The sequence below is a fragment of the Gilliamella sp. W8123 genome, from assembly GCF_016101085.1.
In the GTDB taxonomy this organism is placed as follows: Bacteria; Pseudomonadota; Gammaproteobacteria; order Enterobacterales; family Orbaceae; genus Gilliamella; species Gilliamella apis.
The window spans coordinates 14396-38458 of the sequence record NZ_JACFRE010000001.1; the positions used below are offsets into that span (position 1 = coordinate 14396).

Here is a 24063-nt window from a genome sequence, read left to right on the forward strand (position 1 = left end):
GTTAATTATGACTATTCTTATCCGCCACCAGACGGATAAGAATAGTGTTAACATTTAATTTAATTGTTCAACACGGCTAGTTCGTTTATGATCAGCGGTTACTGTACGAAGCGAAACCGAAGCGTTGTTATTTATCGCTACCGGGCCGTTGTAAGCCTGCCAATTTTCGCCTTTATCGGTTGAATATTCGATAGTTAAGCCAGGAAAAACAACATTAGCAACTAATTTGCCATCTTCAATCTTCGCTCCAGGAACAGGAAGGCGATAGTTAATTGAAGCAAGATCTAATTTAGCTAATTCTCGTTGGCCAATTAAATTAGCAAATTGATTCCAATCATTTAGCAGTTTTTGCTGATCAACATATTGTGTTTTACCTTTTTCAAATTCGCGATCTTTTTGATAATTAGTTTCCCAATCAGCTTCATGCCATGCCCGCTCGGCAACACTCAATAGTCGAGGATAAGCCATGTAGGCCAATTTATCGTCGGTGCGAATATTTTCCGTCCAGATTTGTGCTGATAAGCCATAGGCGCCTGGCCAATTCATGGTACCTTTAGCGGCAAATGCATCACCATTACGATCGAATGAGGTTTCCGCATTTTGTGGTAAATTATCCGGTGCAAAACTGAATATTTTGCGTTCATCATTAAAGCGCGCAGCCCAGTAGTAACCACTTTCTTTTGGATTAACTTCATAAGGCATATCTAAATAGACATAATCAGGATTTGAAACTATCACTTTGTAGCCTTTATTGGCAAACTCATTGACTGAATCGTATCCTCCCCAATATAAGTTATCCCAGAAATTGACCACCACTTCATCGGTAGCAAAAGCTTTGGCGTTGGAAGCAAATTTTACGCCATCTTGCCAAGCTTGCATGCGATTAATACCATTATTTTTGATGATTTTACTTACTTCAATAGCAAAATAACTTGGCAAATGCTCGATATTTTCTACAACACCTTTACTAACAAAAGTTTGGCACGCTTGTGATTTTGCCCATGGATGATCTTCAACGCTCTGATCTATTAAGCCTTTACCCGCCTCTTTTTTAGCTGCATGGATATCTTGATAACCGTTGCCGAAGTGAATATTTTTAGCTTCATCACCACCAAAATGCCATGTTGTGATCGGTTGCCCTGCTTCGACATGCATTTTGGCTATTTCGCTAATTACTTTATCAGCAAATTTTTTCGAAGAATCTAAACATGGATTTAGATAACTTTGGCGATTGTAGAATTGCACCGTAGTAGTATTCGAAGTATCAGTAGGATCAAGTAATCGATATTCATTCGCAGCTTCGGTTTTTCCTTGCTTCATTAAGTGTTGATATCTCACTTCCATTGACAAAATAGCTGCTCTGGCATGGGCTGGCATGTCGATTTCTGGAATAACTTCAATAAATCGCGCATTGGCATATTTAACGATTTCGATATAATCTGCGCGAGTAAAGTAGCCACTGCCATTATTGTCACTGTTTGGCCCAGATCCAAGTTGCGGTAATAGACACTGTTTTTCAGTTAAATCATGACAACGTTTACTACCAAAATCAGTGAGTTCTGGTAAGCCGGGGATCTCAATTCGCCAACCTTCATCATCACTTAAATGAAAATGAAATTTATTCATTTTATATTTCGACATCATATCAAGTAACTGTAATACCGCTTTTTTGCTTTTGAAATTTCGACCGATATCTAGCATCATACCTCGATAATCAAAACGAGGGGCATCTTCAACTGAAAGTGTGTTAATAATTTGCGGTTTACTAACTGTTATTGACGATAATATCGATTCTACAGCATAAAAAATTCCACTTTCATCAAATGCTACGATAGTTGCACCTTGTGGGGTTATATCTAGTTTATAACTGCCATTTACACCTTTTTCAAATGCAGTTTTATCAATTGATGCATTGACTTTAAACCCTTGCTTTGTCACAGCAATATTTAATTGTTTGAAATGCTTTTCTAACACTAATTGGCTTGGTTTTGCTAAGCCATTAAGTATGAGATTAACACCACTTTGATTTAGGGTAATAGATTCTTTACCAACCGTTAATTTAACTGGTGTTGGTAAAATTTGACCTTTTAATAAATCAGCATCAATTTTTTGAATATCATTATTACGTTGATAGCGGTTTTCGGGAGTCATCAGTATATTATGGTCATTAGGTGATATCTTCCATTGTTCACCTAATGGTGCCACAAATGCCGATAAATTATCAGAATCAGTATTGGTGTTGGCAATTATTTTAGGTTTAGCATTCGTTGAAGTTACATACCAGCGAGGCATCACATCACTTTCACTTATTTGCCAATATTCACCAATAATTGGGATAGTTACCTGTGAGTTAGCAGGAATTTTGGTAAATTTTTCTGTTGGTTCTAATTTATGCAAATCACCGGTGACGTGGGTAATTTTATACTGATCATTATTTACCGCTAAAATCATGCGTATATTATGGAAGTAGATAGCCCAATCTTTACTGGTTATTGCTGGACCGTTGTTGTTAAGCGTTAAGGTCACTTTGTTACAAGAAGCCCAATCTGCGCCCAATGCTGCACAATCTACCCCTGCGTTTACGGCGTTGTTATCGACTATTTGATAATTTAAGCGGAGCTGTGAACTCATCGTATCAACTATTTGTTGTGATGCATTAACCGATTGACTGGCTCCTAGAGTTAATAATGATGTGATCGAAGTAGCAAGTATAGCTGATTTAAACTTTTTCATATCGGTTACCTATTTTTGTTTAGCATTGAAAATGGTGAAAGGGAAAGTAACAATAAATTTAATATCACGTTCATCTTGGAAAATGTTGCCATAACCACCGCCCCAGCTGTTGATATGATTTTCATGGTTGTTATATTTGGTATAGTGTAATTGGAATGAAGTATCCTTAGCCCATGTATCTTGAATGGTATAACCTAAATCAAAATTATAAGCCGATTCTACTAAACGATTTTTTTGATTTTTTGCTTTTGAATCTGGTTTGGCATCCCAACCATAAGCATAAGATGCACCGGTTTTCCAACCAGTCAAATAATGATTTAGATGGCCTAAATCATATGTCACCTCAAAAAATGCCGCTTTTTCGCCATTGGCATTAAAGTCAGAACGAGAATTCCACCAAACATCTAATCGCCCATTAGATGATGCATAATCAGGCGTCATACGTTGTAAGAAGAACCCTTGTTCACCTTCTGCTTTTACAGACACACCTTCAAGTCGTAAACCAACAGGACCAACTTGGTAACCTAAAGTCGCTGCTTGCAACCACGCTAAACCATCATAAACATTGGCACCTTTATGAGATTGGTCTTTAGCGCCATAAAACTGATAACTCATGGTTAATGGATTATTTAACACATCTGTTTTATAAGAAGCTTTCGCAAAAAATTGATTCATATAATTCTGAGCTTGGCCAAAGGCGCTTTCGAGTACAAGATCATTCTTAAAATCATATTTCATACCGGCTGAGTGTAAAAAATCGATTTTTTTACCCTTTTGCCAACGTTTGAATTCATAGAGGCGTTTATACCAAGGCGCTTTGTATTTATCTGTCCACATATAGGACATGGATAAAGCACCAGCAGCATCAAAATCAAGTACGGTGCCAACTTCTGCTCCCCGATAAGTACCTGGTAATAAACTCCAATGCGGAGCTAATAAAGTTTGTCCAGAAGGTTGAATATAACCGGCCTTGATCCAAAACAACTCATCAAGTTTAAAATTAAGTTGTGCTTTATAAAAACTTAAGCCACTAACATCTTTTTTCCAATCTTCATTCCAACGAGTATTAGCACCACTAAAACCAATCTCATTTGGATGCCCGTTACCGCCATTACTGACTTCCCAAGCGCCATAACCACCTAATTCAATACCAAGTCGATCGGCAATATAACCTGACCTAAAGTCTAAATTGGTATTAAATGATGAATGTCTGAGGTTTTTTTGGTATTTATGTTCGTCAAGATTTTTTCTTTCCCGATCACGATTCCAGAAAAATATGTTTCCAGTTAATGATGCATCATCGACAAAATTACTGACATACTCAGCTTGTGCTGGGCATATACTGGTTAAAACAGTTATAGATAAAAAAAGTTTAGTAAAAAGATTAAAACGACAGGGTAAAACCGGTAAATTATTATGATTCATAGTTGCTTCCCTAAAATTATACTGTGTAACTGACCACTAAATTCCCTAATAACTAATTGGTTTTTATAAGTCAAACTGAATTTATTACTACTTTGAATTGCTATCTAAACAACATTTTTGGAACATATTTAAGGTAGAAATAGGATAAATATGCATTTTTATAATGCATAAACATATTTTAGTTCGCAAATTAATTGATCTAAATTCGTGATCTAAATCACCAAAAAAATAAAAATTTGGCTTTTTTTTGTGAAATTCGCCACGCTTTTTTTACAGAATAAATTAATTATTTTTTATAACTTTTGCAGTGATGACATGGCGATGACATTAAGAAAGAAATTAACAAAAAGTAATAATTAAAAACAAGTCGCTGATATAAAAACAGGCAATAAAAAAGAGAAATGCATAGCATTTCTCTTAATAATTAGTCATTTCGAAGTTAAATTATTTTTCAGTATCAAGCTCTGCAAAGCTTTTAACGAGTTCATCAATGGCTTTCATCTGTTGTAAGAATGGTTCGAGTTTTGCTAATGGTAATGCGGAAGGACCATCGCATTTTGCACTACTCGGGTCTGGATGAGACTCTAAAAATAGTCCTGCAATACCAACGGCCATCCCCGAACGAGCAAGCTCAGTAACTTGACCACGACGACCACCTGATGCTGCCCCCATTGGATCACGACATTGTAATGCATGAGTTACATCGAAAATCACTGGCGATCCATGGCTGACTTTCTTCATGACATTAAAGCCAAGCATATCAACCACTAAGTTATCATAACCAAAGCAGCTACCACGATCACAGAGAATCACTTGGTCATTACCTGCTTCTTCAAATTTTTCGACAATATTACCCATTTGGCCTGGGCTAACAAATTGAGGTTTTTTTACATTAATTACTGCACCAGTTTTCGCCATTGCTACAACTAAATCAGTTTGTCTTGCTAAAAAAGCCGGTAATTGAATAACATCAACAACATCAGCCACAGGTTGACACTGTTCTTCAGTGTGCACGTCAGTAATAATTTTAACCCCTAACTGCTGTTTTAATTCTTGGAATATTTTCATTCCTTCTTCTAATCCTGGTCCTCGATAAGAGTGAACCGATGAACGATTCGCTTTATCAAAAGAAGCCTTAAAGATATAAGGAATATTTAATTTATCGGTTACTGTTACGTAGTGCTCACATATTCTCATCGCTAAATCGCGAGATTCAAGCACATTCATACCACCAAATAATACAAATGGTAAATCATTAGCTACCGTAATATTACCGACTTTTACTCTTTTTTGTTTAATCATAAATTTATTCCTAGTTAAGGTTTAAACCAACGACCTAGGGTGACTCTGTCATTGCCACTATAGTCGGTTATGGTTTCAACTAATTGAAATCCATGTTGTTTAAAGATAGTTTGTACCGCTAAGCCCTGCTTCCAGCCATGTTCGATAAGCAGCCAACCATATTGATTTAAATGCTTGGTAGCCCCTTGAATTATTACTTTAATATCAGCAAGGCCATCATCCTCAGAAACTAAGGCACTTCTTGGTTCATAGCGAACATCGCCTTGAGATAGGTGAATATCAGTTGGCTCAATATATGGAGGATTACTGGTTATCATTGAGAATTTACGATTTTTAATTGGTTTATACCAATCACCTTGCAAAAAATAAACATTGTTCACGCCTATTTGATTAGCATTTTTTTGGGCTAAAATCAAAGCATCTTTATTTTTCTCAATCGCAGTAAATAAACAATCTGGTCGCTCAGTGGCCATAGCAATCGCGATAGCACCGGTTCCTGTTCCCAAATCTAAAACTTCACAAGGGACTTTCGGCAAATACTCTAAACCTAATTCAACAACTTTTTCGGTATCTGGTCTTGGAATTAAGGTCGAATTTGAAACATTAAACTTTAATGACCAAAATTCCTTTTCTCCAGTGATATAGGCAATCGGTTCCCCTTCTTGACGTCTTTTTAAATAGCCATCTAAAGCAATTAGTTCATCATCAGTTAATAATGTTTCACTAAAAGCCATCAAAAAGGTTCGTGTTTTATGTGTGACAAAACTTAATAAAATTTCAGCATCACGTTTTGGACTTTCGCTGTCGGTTAAAGTTTGTGATGCAGATTTAAGCCATTGTAAATAGGTCATTCATCCTGTTCCGCTAACGCTGCAAGTTGATCTGCTTGATATTCTTGTACAATTGGTTCAATCAACATATCCAATTTACCTTCCATGACCTCATCTAGACGATAAATAGTAAGATTGATACGATGGTCGGTAACTCGACCTTGAGGATAGTTATAAGTTCGAATACGATCTGAACGATCACCTGAACCAAGTAAATTACGTCTGGTTGACGCTTCCTCTTGTTGACGTTTACGCATTTCAGCATCTTGAATACGAGCAGCCAATACCGACATCGCCTTAGCTTTATTTTTGTGCTGTGAACGTTCATCCTGACATTCAACTACAATGCCAGTTGGAATATGGGTAATACGAATTGCTGAATCAGTAGTATTAACATGCTGACCACCTGCCCCTGATGATCGATAAGTATCAATTTTCAAATCTGCAGGATTGATTTCTGGCATTTCAGCTTCTGGAATTTCTGGTAAAACAGCAACAGTACAGGCCGATGTGTGTATTCGTCCTTGTGATTCAGTCTCTGGTACACGTTGAACTCGGTGGCCACCAGATTCAAATTTTAACTGTCCATATACACCATCACCACTCACTAGCATGATAACTTCTTTGTATCCGCCATGTTCTCCATCATTTGAACTCATGATTTCGACACGCCAATTACGAGATTCAGCATAGCGAGTATACATTCTGGCTAAATCACCAGCAAAAATAGCCGCTTCATCACCACCAGTACCAGCTCGGACTTCAACAAAACAGTTGTAATCATCGTTTGGATCTTTAGGTAACAATAGAACTTGTAACTGTTTTTCTTGCTGCTCTACTTGGCTTAATGCTTCGTTTAACTCTTCTTGAGCCATTTCACTCATTTCCGGATCAGAAAGCATCATTTTTGCGGTTTCAATATCTTCTTGTATTTGCTTCCAATTAGCAAAGCACTTAACCACATCGGTTAACTGTGCATATTCTTTTGAAAGGGTACGAAATCGGTTTTGATCGGCTATAACCGCTGCATCAGATAGTAATGCTTGAACCTCTTCGTAACGCTCTTGTAGCGTTTCCAACTTACTGATAATTGAAGGTTTCATAACTCTGTATTTTTTGCTAATGATTAAATGAATTAGCCCGGCATTATATACTTAATTGCCTTTAAAATACAGTTCCTACTTATAATGGTGAAATAATCATTAATATAAGGTTATTTTTTATATTTATTTTAAAATTAGTGAGTTATTTTTGATTAAAAAACCCCTTTCCTCAAAATTTTCTATTAAGATTAAATGAGTTTGGTACAGATAATTTCGTAGGACTCTGTAGTATTTAATTTGGCTTTAATGTTTATCCCTATGATGAACATCATTATGATTGATTATGTTATTGATTTGGATGCTTTTTAAGCCATAACCCAATGTATTGAATATTTTAAATTTTTGAAAATCTTGATTAGAAAAATAAAATGCCGTTAGCAAACTAACGGCATTATTTCAATGATAACAATAAAATAAAAAGTCTCTATTTTTTAACTGCTTTCGCATTCGGCAAATCAGTTATCGATCCTTCATAAATCTCAGACGCTAAACCTATTGATTCATGTAACGTTGGGTGAGCATGGATAGTTAATGCAATATCTTCAGCATCACAACCCATTTCAACTGCTAGTGTAATTTCACCAAGTAATTCACCACCATTTGCCCCAACTACAGCACCACCAAGAAGACGATTGTCAGCTTTATTAAAGATTAATTTAGTCATCCCTTCTGAACAATCAGAAGCAATCGCTCGACCTGATGCAGCCCATGGGAATATAGCAACCTCATAATCTAAACCTTTTGCTTTTGCTTCTTTTTCAGTTAAACCTACCCAAGCAACTTCAGGTTCAGTATAAGCAATTGATGGTATAGTTTTTGGATCAAAATAATGTTTTTTACCAGCAATAACTTCTGCTGCCACATGACCTTCATGAACACCTTTATGCGCTAGCATCGGTTGACCAACAATATCACCAATAGCATAAATATGAGGCACATTTGTTCTCATCTGTTTATCGACTTCGATAAAGCCACGATCAGTCACATTTACACCGGCTTTTTCAGCGTTGATCAGTTTACCATTTGGAGTACGACCTATTGCCACTAGTACCGCATCATAAGTATGAGTTTCAATGGTTCCGTCTTTTTTCTCCATGGTGACATAAATTGCATCATGTTTTGCTTCAACAGTACTTACTTTAGTTTCTAATCTTAAAGTAAATTTCTTTTGAATTTGTTTAGTAAAGATTTTCACCACATCTTTATCGGCTGCTGGAATGACCTGATCAAGCATTTCAACCACATCTACCTCTGAGCCTAATGCATGATAAACCGTCCCCATTTCTAAACCGATAATACCACCACCCATTAAAAGTAGTTTTTTAGGAATAGTAGTTAATGCTAATGCATCTGTCGAATCCCAAATGCGAGGGTCTTCATGTGGGATAAAAGGTAAAGTTATAGGTCTTGAACCAGCGGCAATGATAGCATTATCAAAAGTAATTTTAGTTATACCTTTGGATGAAGTAACATCCATGGTATGACTACCAGTGAATTGTGCTTCACCTTGAATAACATTGACTTTACGCATTTTAGCCATGCCGGCAAGTCCATTAGTTAGTTGGTTTATAACTTTTTCTTTCCAATCACGAACTTTATCTAATTCAAGTTTAGGCGTACCAAAATGAATACCATGTTCAGTCAATGATTTTGCTTCATCCATTACTTTGGCAACATGGAGTAATGCTTTAGATGGAATACAACCAACATTTAAACAAACACCACCTAAAGTTGAATAACGTTCTACTAAGGTAACATCTAATCCAAGATCGGCAGCTCGGAAGGCAGCGGAATACCCCGCTGGACCAGCTCCTAAGACTACAACTTGTGTTTTAACTTCTTGACTCATAATTAATTTCTCCCCCACTACATCACTAATCGACGTAAGTCGGATAAAACATTAACAATATGGCTTAAGAAGCGTGCACCATCAGCTCCGTCAATTACTCGGTGATCGAATGATAATGATAAAGGTAACATTAGACGTGGTGTAAATTCTTTACCATTCCAAACCGGTTTCATACTAGAACGAGATACACCTAAAATACCTACTTCAGGTGCATTTACAATTGGTGTAAATGAAGTCGTTCCGATACCACCTAGGCTAGAAATGGTGAAACAACCACCTTGCATATCACTACCGGTTAGTTTGCCATCACGAGCTTTTTTGGAAATTTCTGCAAGTTCACGAGAAAGCTCAACAATACCTTTTTTATTCACATCTTTAAATACCGGCACAACTAAACCATTAGGAGTATCAACGGCTACACCGATATTAATGTATTTTTTGATAATAAGAGTTTGAGCATCTTCAGACAACGAACTGTTAAAACGAGGATAAGCTGTTAAAGCGCTGGCTACTGCTTTCATAATAAACACTAGTGGCGTAATTTTCAGATCCAGTTTTTTCTTTTCCGCTTCGGCATTTTGTTGTTTACGGAAAACTTCTAATTCAGTGATATCTGTTTCATCAAACTCAGTAACATGTGGAATCATTACCCAATTACGATGTAAGTTGGCACCTGATACTTTTTGAATTTTAGTTAATGGTAATGATTCAACTTCACCAAATTTACTAAAATCAACTTTAGGCCATGGTAATAAGCCAGGTAATGCACCGCCAGCGCCACCATTTTCAACCTGTTTGACAGCATTTTTTACGTAAGCTTGAATATCTTCACGTAAAATACGATGTTTTGGCCCAGTAGGAGTGACTTTAGCCAAATTAACACCAAATTCACGCGCTAAGCGACGCACTGATGGTGTGGCATGGGCATAAGCATCATTTTCAACAAAATCATTACCTGAAGTGGCTGGTACCGTTGCTGTAGCAGTTGATGCAGCAACCGCAGTGGTTGATACTGATGTAGTTGATGCTGATTCAGTTGGTGTTGAAGCTGGAGCAGGAGTTGTCGCTGCACTATTAGCCGCAGGTGCCGTAGCTGCAGTCGTTTCAAATTCCATAATTTTGGAACCTGTTTTAACTTTATCACCAACTTTTACTGAAATGCTTTTCACCACACCAGCAATAGTAGCAGGCACTTCCATTGAGGCTTTATCGCCTTCTACTGTTATAAGTGAATCATCAACGGAAACTGAATCACCAACTTTAACTAAAATTTCAGTGACCTCAACTTCATCACCACCAATATCAGGTACATTAACATCAACCACTTGGCTTGCGCTTGGGGCTGCTGATGGTGCGGCAACTGGTGCGGTCGTTTCTTGTTTATCTGCTGCAGCCTCTGTTTCGCTGTCATCAAATTCCATAATACTTACACCAGTGGTAACTTTATCGCCGATTTTAACAATGATTGATTTTACAATTCCTGCTTGTGGAGCAGGAATTTCCATTGACGCTTTATCACCTTCGACGGTCAATAGCGATTGATCTACATCCACTTTGTCGCCAACTTTAACTAAAATCTCTGTTACTTCAACTTCATCACTTCCGATATCAGGTAATTTTATTTCAATAGTCATTATTTTTACCTCTTATGCATTACGTGGATTGAGCTTATCAGCATTGATGTCGAACTTTTTAATCGCGTCTTCAACAACACTTGTTTGAATATCACCACGTTTAGCTAGTTCTCCTAATGCGGCAATCACAACATAAGATGCATCGACTTCAAAATGATGACGTAAATTTTCTCGGCTGTCACTGCGACCAAATCCATCAGTACCTAATACTCTGTAGCTTTCTGCGGGTACAAATCCACGAATTTGTTCTGCATAAAGTTTCATATAATCAGTTGAAACAACTGCTGGATTATTATTCATTATTTGAGCAACATAAGGAACTTTCGCTGGTTCACTCGGATGTAACATATTGTAACGTTCACAATCTTGTCCATCTCTAGCTAATTCGGTAAATGAAGTTACACTATACACTTCTGAGCTAATACCGTAATTTTTAGCTAGAATATCTGCAGCTTCACGAACATGACGTAATATTGAACCAGAACCTAATAATTGAACAGTAGGTTTACCTTGTTGTCCTTCAACAGTATCTAACTTATAAATACCACGACGGATCCCCTCTTCAGCGCCTTGTGGCATTGCAGGTTGAGCATAGTTTTCATTTAGTGTCGTAATATAGTAGTAGACGTTTTCTTGATCGCCATACATACGACGTAAACCATCTTGCATAATAACGGCAACTTCATATGCATAAGCCGGATCATAAGATACACAGTTAGGGATAGTTAACGCTTGAATATGACTATGACCATCTTGATGTTGTAAGCCTTCACCATTTAATGTAGTACGGCCAGAAGTACCACCGATCATAAAGCCGCGAGCTTGTTGATCGCCTGCCGCCCACATTAAATCACCAATACGTTGGAAACCAAACATTGAGTAATAGATGTAAAATGGAATCATTGGGTAATCATTAGTGCTGTACGATGTTGCCGCGGCAATCCATGATGCAGTTGCGCCACATTCATTAATGCCTTCTTGAAGGATTTGGCCTTTTTCATCTTCACGATAATAAGCCACTTGTTCTCTATCTTGTGGCGTATATTGTTGACCATGCGGATTATAAATACCGATTTGGCGGAATAGACCTTCCATACCAAAAGTACGAGCTTCGTCAGCAAGAATCGGCACTAAACGAGGCGCTAATTCTTTATCTTTTAACATAATGTTAAGTGCACGAACAAAGGCAATTGTGGTTGAAATTTCTTTCGATTGCGCTTCAAGTAATGGTGCAAATTCAGTTAAAGGAGGAATTGATACAGTTCCTGAAAAATGAGTTAATCTTGATGGTACATAACCATGTAAAGCATTACGCCGTTCATGAATGTATTTATATTCAGGTGTGTGCTCTTCAAATTTAATATATGGTAATTTTTCTAAAGCATCATCGGTAACAGGAATATTGAAGAAATCGCGAACATGACGAACACCATCCATATTCATTTTTTTCACTTGGTGGGCAATGTTCTTAGCTTCTGCTGCTGCACCCATACCATAACCTTTAATAGTATGTGCTAAAATCACTGTTGGACGATCTTTGGTTTCTTTTGCTCTAGCAAATGCAGCAAACATTTTTTCTGGATCTTGACCACCACGATTAAGTCTGAAAATTTCTTCATCAGACATATCTTTTACTAATTCTGCAGTTTCTGGGTATTTACCAAAGAAATGCTCACGAACATAAGCACCATCTTTAGATTTAAAGGTTTGGTAATCACCATCAAGTGTTTCATTCATTAAGCGAATTAATTTACCTGATTTATCTTTTTGTAATAATTTATCCCAGCGATCACCCCAAAGCACTTTGATTACATTCCAACCGGCTCCAGCAAATACGCCTTCTAATTCATTAACAATTTTGCCATTACCGGTAACTGGACCATCTAAGCGTTGTAAATTACAGTTAATGACAAATACTAAGTTATCCAGTTTTTCTCGTGTAGCAATTGTAATTGCACCTTTTGATTCTGGCTCATCCATCTCGCCATCACCTAAAAATGCGTAAACGGTTTGTTCAGTGGTATCTTTCAATCCACGATGATTCAGATATTTTAAAAAGCGAGCTTGGTAAATAGCACTAACTGGGCCTAATCCCATTGAAACAGTTGGAAATTGCCAAAACTCAGGCATTAATTTTGGATGAGGATAAGATGATAATCCTTTACCATGCACTTCTTGACGGAAATTATCTAATTGTTCTTCGGTTAATCGGCCTTCAATAAATGCGCGAGAATAAATACCTGGAGAGATATGACCTTGGAAATAAATTAAGTCACCACCATCTTTTTCATTGCGAGCACGGAAAAAATGGTTAAAACAGACTTCATAAAATGTCGCTGCAGATTGGAATGATGCCATATGACCACCCAGTTCTAAATCTTTTTTAGAAGCTCGAAGAACCATCATCATTGCATTCCAACGAACAATGGAACGGATGCGTCTTTCAATTTCCCAATCGCCGGGATAAGCAGGCTGATCTTCTACCGGGATAGTGTTTATATAATTACTGGTTGAAGAACCGAAGAGTAAGGGAACGCCTCCATCTCTAGCTTTATTGACAATTTGCTCAATAATATATTGGGCACGTTCGACGCCTTCTTCACGAATAATAGAATCTAAACTTTCCAGCCAATCTTTTGTTTCAACTGGATCGATATCATTCATTTGCATGTCCGACATATAAAAACCTCTTTTTTGTTTTAAAAAATGCAGTTTTTGCTATCCTTAGCTATAACAGACGCCATAACTAACTCTATAAGCTCCAACTTTGCATTACGGATGCTTTATTAATATAAGTCTGCCATTTTCCTAAAAAAAGTAAAGTAAACCGACGGTTATAAAAGAATGTTAATTCCTATTAAACTAATCAACTATTTCAATTATAAATTTCATAAAAAAGATAATTATTTGATATAAATCAAATTTAATTTGTGGGAATTGCTAGAATATTGTTTTAAGAGTTATACATTGAATGTATGATGGTTGTCAAGTTATAGTAAAATCTGCTATATAGATGTAAATTTATTGATAAATTACAACTTAACCAGTGTTAGATATGCCAAATAAAGACGTTGTTATTAAACAATTAGGTATGTTGCCTTATCTACAGACTTATCAAGCTATGCATGATTTTACTAATCAGCGTAATGCGCAAACTATAGATGAAATCTGGCTTGTTGAGCATTTACCGGTTTTTACTCAAGGTAAAGTAGGTAAACCAGAACATTTACTAACCATTACTGACATTCCAGTGGTGCAAACTGATCGTGGCGGTCAAATTACCTATCATGGCCCCGGACAGCAAATTATGTATATCTTACTTGATTTAAAAAGGCGTAAAATAGGTATTCGTGATGTCGTCAATTATCTAGAAAATAGTGTTATTCAAACATTAAAACACTTTGGTATTACCGCCTATTCAAAATCAGATGCGCCTGGTGTCTACATCAATCAACAAAAAATCTGCTCACTAGGATTGCATATTAAACATGGATGCACTTTACATGGTTTAGCGTTGAATATTGATATGGATTTAACACCGTTTAATTATATTAATCCGTGTGGCTATGCAGGTTTAAAAATGACTCATATGAAGCATCATATTGCACAAATTGATCGTCAAGAGATTAACCGGTTATTAACTGATAATTTTATTAATCAGTTACCAAACAACTAAGATATTAAATATGCAAAATACTGAAAATCAAATCCGTAGTTCAAAATATCGTGACGCTGATAAAACGCGCCTCATCCCAACCATTACGGTTGAGGAAGTCGCTCCATTAAAAAAACCTGATTGGATGAGAATTAAATTATCTGCTCATAACGATAATATTGCCCATATTAAAAACACTATGCGTAAGCATGGATTACATTCAGTGTGTGAAGAAGCATCTTGCCCAAATTTGGCCGAATGCTTTAATCACGGTACCGCTACTTTTATGATTTTAGGCGATATTTGTACTCGCCGTTGTCCTTTCTGTGATGTTGCTCATGGCCGTCCATTACCACCTGACCGTGAAGAACCAAATAAACTTGCCTTAACGATTCAAGAGATGAAATTACGTTATGTAGTCATAACATCTGTTGACCGAGACGATTTAAAAGATGGAGGGGCTAGCCATTTTGCATCTTGTACTCAAGAAATTCGAGCATTAAGTCCGAATATCAAAGTTGAAACATTAACACCTGATTTCAGAGGGTGTATTGATGAAGCGGTAGAGGTTTTAAGCGAAAATCCACCAGATGTGTTTAACCATAATTTGGAGAACATTCCTCGTTTATACAAAAAAATTCGTCCTGGAGCTAATTATGAAGGATCGCTAAAATTACTTGCTTCTTTCAAAGAAAGACATCCAGATATTCCAACAAAATCAGGTTTAATGGTTGGATTAGGTGAAACAAATGAAGAACTCATTCAAGTACTAAAAGATTTACGCAGTAATGGCGTGACTATGTTAACTTTAGGTCAGTATCTACAACCGAGTAAATATCATTTACCAGTGGAGCGTTATGTTTCACCTCAAGAATTTGAAGAATTAAAACAGACTGCTTTAGCAATGGGATTCACCCATGCTGCTTGTGGCCCGTTTGTCCGTTCTTCCTATCATGCCGATTTGCAAGCAATGGGAAAAGAGGTGAAATAAATATCACCTCCTATTAATTTATTATTTAATTATCGACAACAATAAAACGACGATTTTCGGTAACAATTTGTAAGAAGATTGGTAAGCTAATTTTTTCGCCTTTCAATTGTTTACCGTTTAAATCATAAATTTTAGACCGCCCAAATGCATCAATAACCACAGTATTATGATCATAAAGCGCAGCAATTTGATTTTCACTACCAGCTAAAATCCATTCCCGATTAGACTGATTAAATAAATTTCGACCCTGACTGTACTGCTGCGCTGGGGTGGTAACATTAAATGCATCTTGCATTAATGTTCTTAAGATATCTGTTTGTGAGGTAATAGTACTAATTTGTTTTATTTCCCTACCTGGCCATGAAATAATCAATGGCACTTTCAATGCCTCACGATTAAAGCTATTTTCAGTATTATGCTGTACTAATTTTTTGGCTTCATCTATTTTTAGATCATTTGAACCAGTAATAATTATTATTGTGTCCTCATATGCATTGGATAATTTTAAATAAGCAATCAAAGATTCTAAATATTGATCGAGTTTTTTAGCCTCTGATTCTAATTCCATTACTGGTATTTTTTTATTTTTAGTAACAAGAGAATATTGTATGACTGAAAATAAAGGCGCATGATTCTCAAGTTTGTTTTGTTCGTCATGCCATGCCATCCAATAATCAGTGGTAAGCTTATTGCTTTGTTTTTTACCATCAGGGATTGAGAAGTTAGACAATAATGCATAACGGTAAAGAGGTTCAGAAAAGCCGTCAGCAGAGAATAAACCGAGGTTATAATGCTGTTTGGTTACTGTATCGAATAAAACCGATGTCTTATGACCAGCAAGGATACTATTATAGTAATTAGGATCTAAACCATAAAATAGTGAGAAATTATTTAAATAAGCCTGACTACTGGCAGCATAATGATTAATAAAATTAATATTCTGATTAGCAAATTCCTTAAGCCAAGGCATATTGTTCGCTAATAATTGATTATTCCAACCATCAATATTGATTATTAAAACATTCTGCTTATTTTGTTTTTCATCAAAACTAATTCGATCCAATGGATACTCAATAGCAATTGCAAATGGATTACCTTCCTGAATAGTTCTATTTCGGTAATCATTTTCTGCAATAAATCCATAACGTTCCAAAAGGTGACGGGCAGTTAATGGATAAGAGAGCGGTAAACTTGAACGTTGCATAGTTATTGGACGATAGAAATTAGCATCAGCCCAAATATGAATTAAATGTGATGAAACAAAACAAAGAATAAAACCAATAACAACTGGTCTAGCATAACGTTTCCGTTTACTTAAGCTACGTAACTTTTTCCAACTCCAAATGGCAAATAATATCTCAATTAAAAGAATAAAAGGAATAAGAATAAAAGCACTATTTAAAAAAGACGTTTTGTCCGAAGTAAATAATTGCCATATAGATAGATTAAGGTGCATTCTAAAATGAGAAAACACTTCAATATCAATCAGAAGTAAACTAATTCCTATTGTAGCGACGACAGTAGCAATGATTCGCTGCCAACGAGAAGAGTGAATAAAAAAGCTTAGTGGAAACAGTAAAATTAAATAGGCTATAAAGGTGAGAAAACTAAAATGTCCTATAGCACTAATGATTGCATAAAAACGACCCATAAAAGTTCGAGGCCAGTCAGCAATTAACAAATATTGACTACCAAGGACAATAACAACAAAAATATTAAATAGGGTAAACCAATGCCCCCAACTGACTATCTGCGAGGTTTGGTCGTCTTTGATATGATTATTTTTGAGTTTGAGCATATTTAATTGTTGTTAGTGGTAGTAATCAAGAAAAACTAAACTAAATTTACCCCACAGTTTAACTGATTTTTAAAAATCTTTCTGTAATTTTTTTATTTGTTAGCACAAAGGGATTGGTTATTTGTTGGCGTTATAATCGATACTTGTTATAATTTAATTTAATAATATAGCTAATAGAAAAGACAATACTTTGGCAATCAAACAACTCAACTCTCAAGAAGTCCAACCTGATATAAATTACATTTTAAATAATAACGATATTAAAACCGATTTATTCAGTGAAGGATTAACAAATGTACTATCATGGCAACCTCGCGTTGCTGCTGCCGTGTCACTATTATGTAAAAATAGCAATACACATTATCGTTCGCGTTTTATGTTACTAAAAGCTTCCGAAAACGAACTTTTTTTCGATCTCCTTAAACAATCCGTAAAACCAAGTTTAACTACTACAACTCTAGGTTATAGTTATTATTTTAGTGAAAATAAAATCACACTAACGCAAGCGAAAAGTAAACAAGATAATTTTGCAGTTCAAGATGATTGTTTAACGGCAACAGTAGTTGATATTGAAAAACTTTTTGGTTGTGTTCGCCAACCAGAAAACAGTCCAGTTAAATTACAAGCGGGATTAGTTCACCAAGCTAATGGTGGCGTTTTAATTTTAGGCTTACGTTCTCTGCTTGCTCAACCACATGTTTGGTCTAAATTAAAACAAATGGTTATGTCGCAAACCTTTGAATGGTTTTCAGCAGATGATTCGCACCCATTACCATTATCGATTCCAGCCATGCCGTTAGATCTACGCATCATCTTAGTTGGTGATAGATTATCTTTAGCTGAATTACAGGAATTTGAACCTGAATTTTATTCATCTTCTATTTATGCTGAATTTGAAAGTGAATTAAAAGTAACTGAACCTCGGCAAATCAATGATTGGATGAATTACTTACAATTTATTAGTCGCCAACTAGCATTACCAAAAATTGAAAAAACAGCTTTTGCTAAAATTTACAAGCATGCAACAAGATATACCGGTGATCAATATTATCTACCGCTCAGCATTGAGTGGATTCAATCATTATTACTAAATTCATCTTATTTTGTGCAAAATGAGAATATTGATACATTAGCAGTCAGCAAAGCTTTAGAACAGCAAACATGGCGAGAAAATTATTTAACCGAACGATTCCATGATGAATTCTTTACCAATCAAATCATGATTGATACTAAATCGCAAGTAGTTGGCCAGATTAATGGCTTATCGGTTATTGAGTACCCGGGCTATCCTAAAGCCATCGGCGAACCAACACGTTTAAGCTGTTTAGTTCATTTTGGTGACGGTGAATTGATTGATATCGAACGTAAAACCGATCTTGCAGGTAATATTCATTCGAAAGGAATGATGATTATGCAAGCATTTGTTATGTCGGAGTTTGCCATTAATCATCAACTGCCATTTTCTACATCTTTGGTGTTTGAACAATCATATAGTGAGATTGATGGCGATAGCGCCTCTCTTGCCGGTCTTTGCGCTCTTATTAGCGCACTGTCTAATCAACCTATCGATCAGCAATTAGCGGTCACAGGTTCGGTTGATCAATTTGGTCATGTTCAATCAATTGGTGGTGTAAATGAAAAAATCGAAGGCTTTTTTGCTGTTTGTCAGCATCAAGGTTTAACTGGTCAACAGGGTGTAATTATTCCTGCTAGTAATCAACGTCATTTGAGTTTAAGTGATGAGGTTATTGAGGCTATTAACAATGATAAATTTTCAATTTGGGCTGTAGAACATGTCGCTGAGGCACTCTATTTATTAACCGGTATTCCTTTTAAGGATGAAAACCAAATTAGTCTTTATAAATTGATCCATGCGCGTATGCAATCAATGTTAGTTCAAGATAGAAAACACGATGGTTGGCTCAGTCGCTGGAAAAAAATTGCAAAAAGTAACAATACACAATAAACTGAAACCCAAATTCCATTGATGGAATCAATCAAATATTAATGTAAAATTTTACAGATTATAATAATTATTTGTTTTATATTTGATAATTATTTTATATGCAATCATGTAATGACAACAAAATAAAAGGTTTTTTTATGACATTTGAACGTAAATCTTCGTATGATAAAGCAGATTTGATTAAATCAGGCAATAGTGAATTATTTGGTCATGATGGACCTCCATTACCTTCTGATTTAATGCTAATGATGGATCGTGTTATCGAAATGAACGAAGACGGTGGTAGTTTTGGTAAAGGCTATGTTGAAGCTGAATTAGATATTAATCCTGATTTATGGTTTTTTAAATGTCATTTCAAAAATGATCCAGTAATGCCTGGTTGTCTTGGGCTTGATGCATTATGGCAATTAGTCGGATTTTATTTAGGCTGGATTGGTGGTAAAGGTAAAGGTCGGGCACTTGGTGTTGGTGAATTAAAATTAAAAGGCCAAATATTACCTCATAATAAAAAAGTTACTTATAAAATTAATTTTAAACGCGTTATTAACCGTAAATTAATTATGGGTATCGGTGATGGTGAAGTTTATGTTGATGGTAAATTAATTTACGAAGCAACTGATCTTAAAGTAGGTTTATTTAAAGATACTTCTGAATTTTAATTCCTGAAAATATAACTCCTTGTTTAGTGTCAGTGATTAACTGAATATTGGCAGGGAGTATTTTTTTATTTGCTATTCTAAAGCTGGCCTATAATGTACTTTTTTCGAAAATTTTTACTCTCACTTGTATTATCCTTAATTGTAATTAGTCAAGTTCAAGCTGATTTTAACGGTAAAGTGGTTAAAGTTATTGATGGTGATACTGTAGATATACTCACGCTAAAAAAACAAAAAATACGCGTTCGTTTGCTTGATATTGATGCACCAGAAAGCCGTCAAGCATATGGTAATGCGTCAAGAAAATATTTAGCTTCATTAATTGCCGGAAAAAATGTTTTTGTTCAAGAAAGCAATAAAGATATCTATCAGCGTACACTGGGAACCATATACCTAGCAAAAATCAATATTAATGCAAAAATGGTAGAAAATGGTTTTGCATGGGCTTATCGCTATAAAGGCGTCGTAAAAAATAAAGATATGTTGAAACTTGAGTCAAAAGCTAAACAAAATAAAAAAGGACTATGGAAAGATAAACATCCTATAGCGCCGTGGGAATTTCGTTATCGTAATAAATGATTTTAAATTTTTTATTTTTTACTAGATAACATAGCTTCAAATGGTTGTAATGTTTCTTTTGTTTGTTTATAACCTTCCCCCTGTTTTTCAGCTGGAATCGCCGAAATCAGTTATTTGGATAATTCTAAATTTTGCTTAATCAAAGCCGTTTGTCGTTAATTAAGTTCATCATCAGATACTATCCACTTTATCAAAATAAGTTTTACAATTTTCAATTAATTCAGCCATACAGACCGAAGATAAACCAAATGAAGTTAAAAATAGGACTTATTTTTTTGAATCTTTATTTCTAAATTACTAATTTTATGAAATTAAAATTTTATTGATGTTATCGGGATAATCTAAGAATGAAGAATGGAATAAGGTAAGTTCTATAATAGAAGAGAATCTTACCAGTAAAAAATTACTGGCAAGATTAAATAATCAGTTAGATGATTGTAACATCAGCAGCAGCTGGACCACGAGCACTATCTTGGATAGAAAATTCTACTTGTTGACCTTCGCCTAGAGTTTTAAAACCATCACCAGAAATCGCAGAGAAGTGAACAAACACATCTTTACTTCCGTCTGAAGGAGAAATAAAACCAAAACCTTTACTTTCATTGAACCATTTAACTTGACCAGTTTTTTTAGACATAATAATCTTCCTATAAATAAATTAATCTCTACCATAAAAGGCAATACTTGAAAACATAAAACCTAGACTACTTATTAACAAAGAGAAGAGAAGACTGAAGAAAACTAATACAAACGTGATTAAAGTAAACTACAAACTGCATAAATCTAAATGTTACAAAATAAATCTGCATGTAATATGCTGGCGACTATTAACTCATAAAAAGATGAACAATACAAGTAATGTTTTTTTTAATTTGTAAATTTTCCTAACATGATTAGTAACCAATTGTTATTAATCATGTTAATTTTTTTATTTTTCTGCTAATTCTTTAGATTTTTTAATAGCTGCATCTACAGCCTCAATTATGGCAGCCCTAAATCCTTTTGCCTCTAACATTTGTACACCTTCAATTGTCGTACCAGCGGGTGAACAAACCATATCTTTTAACTCGCCAGGATGCTTACCTGTTTCAAGTAGCAATTTTGCCGAGCCCAATACTGCCTGTGCGGCAAATTTATACGCTTGTTTTCTAGATAAACCACCTTTAACTGCTCCATCAGCAAGCGCTTCAATAAACATAAACACAAAAGCGGGAGAGGAACCACTTGCTCCTACTACGGCATCAATTAAATATTCAGGTACGACTTCTGTTTCACCGATACAATTTAATAATTTCTGCATAATAGCTAATTCTTCATCAGTAACTTCTGTATTAGGTGTTATTGAACACATAGCGGCATTGACTAATGCTGGAGTATTTGGCATCACCCTCACTATTTTTTGCTCATAACCTACGCATTTAGCAATAGTTTTAATTGTTACACCAGCGGCAATGGAAATAACAATAGTATTCTTTTTTAATTCTTTTTGAATATCACTTAATACATCAGCAATAATGTTAGGTTTAACGGCAACAAAAACAATATCAGATTCTCGTGCCACATCCCTTGCCGAAGCCAAATTATTAATTGAGTAAGACTGATTTAAAGCTTGGCCTTTTTCAAGGTGAGGGTCATAAACATAAATTTGCGAGCCAGGTACAATATTACTTACCAAAATACCTTGTAAAATAGCATTCCCCATGTTACCTATACCGATAAAACCTATGCGCTGTTCCATTTATTTCTACCTTCTATGAGTGAAAAACTATAATGATTATAAAATAAATTTTTAAATAAAACTTAAAAATTTATGTAGAACAGCATCAAGTATATCGTTGTTATTGTAACTAAATAGTTTCATTAGACATTAATTGCATGCCATACTGTTGTCCTGTCTGTATTAACGACAATATTTGTTTTATTTTACCTTCACTAATTAAATTACTCACTGCAGGTGTATTAATAAGCACTTCGAATATCGCTTTGCGAGTATCATTATATAGGATTAGTTTTTGACAGATAATTGCTTGTAAACTACTAGATAATTGAGTTCGTATTAACTCACGTGATCCGTATTCAAATACATCAATTATACGATTAATAGTTTCAATTGCTGAATTAGTATGTAGAGTAGCAAAAACTAAATGCCCAGTTTCAGCAGCAATTAATGCGGCTTGAATCGTGGTTTTATTACGTAATTCACCGAACATAATAATATCTGGGTCTTGTCTTAATAAACTATCAATTGCTTCACCAAAATGTGAGATTTCTCTTTGCTGGATTAGAGACTTTTCATTTTGATAAATAAACTCAATGGGATCTTCTAATGTAATAATATGTTTAGCGGCAATCTGATTAATATATTGAATCAAAGCCGCTAATGTTGTTGATTTCCCACTACCAGTTGCACCAGTAACTAAAATAATTCCTGATTCTACATTTACCAGTTTTTTCAATATTTCCGGTGCCTCAATTTCACATAAAGTTGGGATTTGTTGGTTAATAATTCTAAATACAGCCGAAATTCCACGTTGTTGATAGAAAATATTTACCCTAAATCTTCCCACATTCTCAAGATAATAAGCAAAATCAATCTGTTGATGTTGTTGTAAAGTTACTTTTTGATCATCATCGAGTAAATGTAATAACTCAATTTTTAGCTTAACTGGTGATAATTTATCACTTGAGATAAATTTCAATTTTCCATTAATGCGAATGCACGGTACTTCACCACTAGAAAGATGCAAATCAGAGGCTTTTTGCGTTACACTAAAGGCCAACATTGAATTTAACATTATTTTTAACTAACCACTCTTTAATTGGGAATTCAAATGAACACAGTACATGACAATTTAATAACAATTAAAAACAAAATTAACAAAATTGCTCTAGATTGCGGCCGAGATCCCAAATCAATCGAACTTATTGCAGTTAGTAAAACCAAACCTGTAGAATTAATATCACAAGCGATAAATGCTGGTCAATTATCATTTGGGGAAAATTATGTTCAAGAAGGTGTTGAGAAGATTGCACACTTTAAACAAAGTATGCCTGATTCCCCTATTGTTTGGCATTTTATCGGTCCATTACAATCGAACAAGACTAAATTAGTAGCTGAAAATTTTGATTGGATGCATACCATTGATCGTTTCAAAATTGCCCAACGTCTTGATTCACAGCGCCCGACAGAAATGGATAAATTAAATGTTCTTATTCAGGTAAATATCAGCAATGAACAGACCAAATCTGGCGTTGCAATAGATGAAGTAGCTGATTTGATAAAACAGATTATTACATTACCGAATTTAAGACTACGCGGTTTAATGGCTATCCCTGAGATTGAAAATGATTTTGCTAAACAATTTGCTGTTTTTAAACAGATGAATCAGCTTTTGGAATCTTTAAAAACTGATTATCCATTTTTAGATACATTATCTATGGGGATGTCTGGTGATATGCAAGCTGCTATTGAGGCAGGAAGTACAATGGTTCGTATTGGTAGCGCAATTTTTGGCGCCAGACAATATGTATGATATATTGCC

Annotated in this window: 18 protein-coding genes; 6 read left to right on the top strand and 12 right to left on the bottom strand. The window is 35.3% G+C overall.

Going from position 1 to position 24063, the window contains the following annotated elements; genetic code table 11:
- Window positions 1–54: 54 nt before the first annotated feature.
- From H3T56_RS00075 to aceE, 8 genes are all read right to left on the bottom strand, one after another.
- Entirely contained in the window at window positions 55–2733 is a 2679-nt protein-coding gene (locus tag H3T56_RS00075; protein WP_198191720.1) for a beta-N-acetylhexosaminidase, read from the bottom strand.
- A gap of 9 nt (window positions 2734–2742) precedes the next feature.
- Window positions 2743–4158 carry an OprD family outer membrane porin gene (locus H3T56_RS00080; RefSeq protein WP_198191721.1) on the bottom strand — a complete coding sequence of 472 codons (1416 nt, stop codon included), beginning with the start codon at window positions 4156–4158 and terminating at the stop codon, window positions 2743–2745.
- 444 nt (window positions 4159–4602) lie between these two features.
- Window positions 4603–5457 carry a 3-deoxy-8-phosphooctulonate synthase gene (gene kdsA / locus H3T56_RS00085; protein ID WP_198191948.1) on the bottom strand — a complete coding sequence of 285 codons (855 nt, stop codon included), beginning with the start codon at window positions 5455–5457 and terminating at the stop codon, window positions 4603–4605.
- Window positions 5458–5474: 17 nt separating this feature from the next.
- Window positions 5475–6311 (bottom strand): peptide chain release factor N(5)-glutamine methyltransferase, encoded by an 837-nt coding sequence (gene prmC / locus H3T56_RS00090; protein WP_065579243.1) that lies wholly within the window; start codon window positions 6309–6311, stop codon window positions 5475–5477.
- A complete protein-coding gene (prfA, locus tag H3T56_RS00095; protein WP_198191722.1) occupies window positions 6308–7393 on the bottom strand; it encodes a peptide chain release factor 1 in 1086 nt (361 codons plus the stop codon). Before prfA ends, prmC begins: the two co-directional genes overlap by 4 nt.
- 424 nt (window positions 7394–7817) lie before the next feature.
- Window positions 7818–9242 carry a dihydrolipoyl dehydrogenase gene (gene lpdA / locus H3T56_RS00100; RefSeq protein WP_065613288.1) on the bottom strand — a complete coding sequence of 475 codons (1425 nt, stop codon included), beginning with the start codon at window positions 9240–9242 and terminating at the stop codon, window positions 7818–7820.
- 17 nt (window positions 9243–9259) lie between these two features.
- Window positions 9260–10876, bottom strand: coding sequence for a pyruvate dehydrogenase complex dihydrolipoyllysine-residue acetyltransferase (gene aceF / locus H3T56_RS00105; RefSeq protein WP_198191723.1), 1617 nt, complete (start codon window positions 10874–10876; stop codon window positions 9260–9262).
- A gap of 12 nt (window positions 10877–10888) precedes the next feature.
- Complete coding sequence (gene aceE / locus H3T56_RS00110) at window positions 10889–13555, bottom strand: pyruvate dehydrogenase (acetyl-transferring), homodimeric type (protein WP_198191724.1); 2667 nt, start codon at window positions 13553–13555, stop codon at window positions 10889–10891.
- A 376-nt stretch (window positions 13556–13931) separates the two neighbouring features.
- Between aceE and lipB the strand changes: the two genes are divergently transcribed.
- Window positions 13932–14552: a lipoyl(octanoyl) transferase LipB gene (gene lipB, locus H3T56_RS00115; RefSeq protein WP_198191725.1), complete on the top strand. Its 621-nt coding sequence runs from the start codon at window positions 13932–13934 to the stop codon at window positions 14550–14552.
- 10 nt (window positions 14553–14562) lie between these two features.
- Window positions 14563–15522, top strand: coding sequence for a lipoyl synthase (lipA, locus tag H3T56_RS00120; RefSeq protein WP_065579248.1), 960 nt, complete (start codon window positions 14563–14565; stop codon window positions 15520–15522).
- 25 nt (window positions 15523–15547) lie between these two features.
- On the opposite strand, the gene H3T56_RS00125 is transcribed toward lipA, so the two are convergent.
- Entirely contained in the window at window positions 15548–17320 is a 1773-nt protein-coding gene (locus tag H3T56_RS00125; RefSeq protein WP_198191726.1) for a DUF3413 domain-containing protein, read from the bottom strand.
- Between the two features lie 190 nt (window positions 17321–17510).
- Between H3T56_RS00125 and H3T56_RS00130 the strand changes: the two genes are divergently transcribed.
- The 3 genes from H3T56_RS00130 to H3T56_RS00140 all read left to right on the top strand — a co-directional run bounded on the left by H3T56_RS00130 (window position 17511) and on the right by H3T56_RS00140 (window position 20521).
- Window positions 17511–19286 carry a Lon protease family protein gene (locus H3T56_RS00130; RefSeq protein ID WP_198191727.1) on the top strand — a complete coding sequence of 592 codons (1776 nt, stop codon included), beginning with the start codon at window positions 17511–17513 and terminating at the stop codon, window positions 19284–19286.
- Window positions 19287–19423: 137 nt separating this feature from the next.
- Entirely contained in the window at window positions 19424–19945 is a 522-nt protein-coding gene (gene fabA, locus H3T56_RS00135; protein ID WP_065579250.1) for a bifunctional 3-hydroxydecanoyl-ACP dehydratase/trans-2-decenoyl-ACP isomerase, read from the top strand.
- Window positions 19946–20038: 93 nt separating this feature from the next.
- Window positions 20039–20521: a thermonuclease family protein gene (locus H3T56_RS00140; protein WP_065613298.1), complete on the top strand. Its 483-nt coding sequence runs from the start codon at window positions 20039–20041 to the stop codon at window positions 20519–20521.
- Between the two features lie 427 nt (window positions 20522–20948).
- Here H3T56_RS00140 and H3T56_RS00145 read toward each other — a convergent pair whose 3' ends face one another.
- The 3 genes from H3T56_RS00145 to H3T56_RS00155 all read right to left on the bottom strand — a co-directional run bounded on the left by H3T56_RS00145 (window position 20949) and on the right by H3T56_RS00155 (window position 23316).
- The gene (locus H3T56_RS00145) at window positions 20949–21158 is read right to left on the bottom strand and encodes a cold shock domain-containing protein (RefSeq protein ID WP_065579252.1); all 210 of its coding nucleotides are present in this window, start codon (window positions 21156–21158) and stop codon (window positions 20949–20951) included.
- A 291-nt stretch (window positions 21159–21449) separates the two neighbouring features.
- Complete coding sequence (proC, locus tag H3T56_RS00150; RefSeq protein WP_198191728.1) at window positions 21450–22259, bottom strand: pyrroline-5-carboxylate reductase; 810 nt, start codon at window positions 22257–22259, stop codon at window positions 21450–21452.
- 109 nt (window positions 22260–22368) lie between these two features.
- On the bottom strand, window positions 22369–23316 hold the full coding sequence (locus H3T56_RS00155; RefSeq protein WP_198191729.1) for a type IV pilus twitching motility protein PilT: 948 nt from the start codon (window positions 23314–23316) through the stop codon (window positions 22369–22371).
- 36 nt (window positions 23317–23352) lie between these two features.
- Here H3T56_RS00155 and H3T56_RS00160 point away from each other — a divergent pair, with 36 nt between their 5' ends.
- Window positions 23353–24054: a YggS family pyridoxal phosphate-dependent enzyme gene (locus tag H3T56_RS00160; RefSeq protein ID WP_065613303.1), complete on the top strand. Its 702-nt coding sequence runs from the start codon at window positions 23353–23355 to the stop codon at window positions 24052–24054.
- The last annotated feature ends 9 nt before the right edge of the window (window positions 24055–24063 follow it).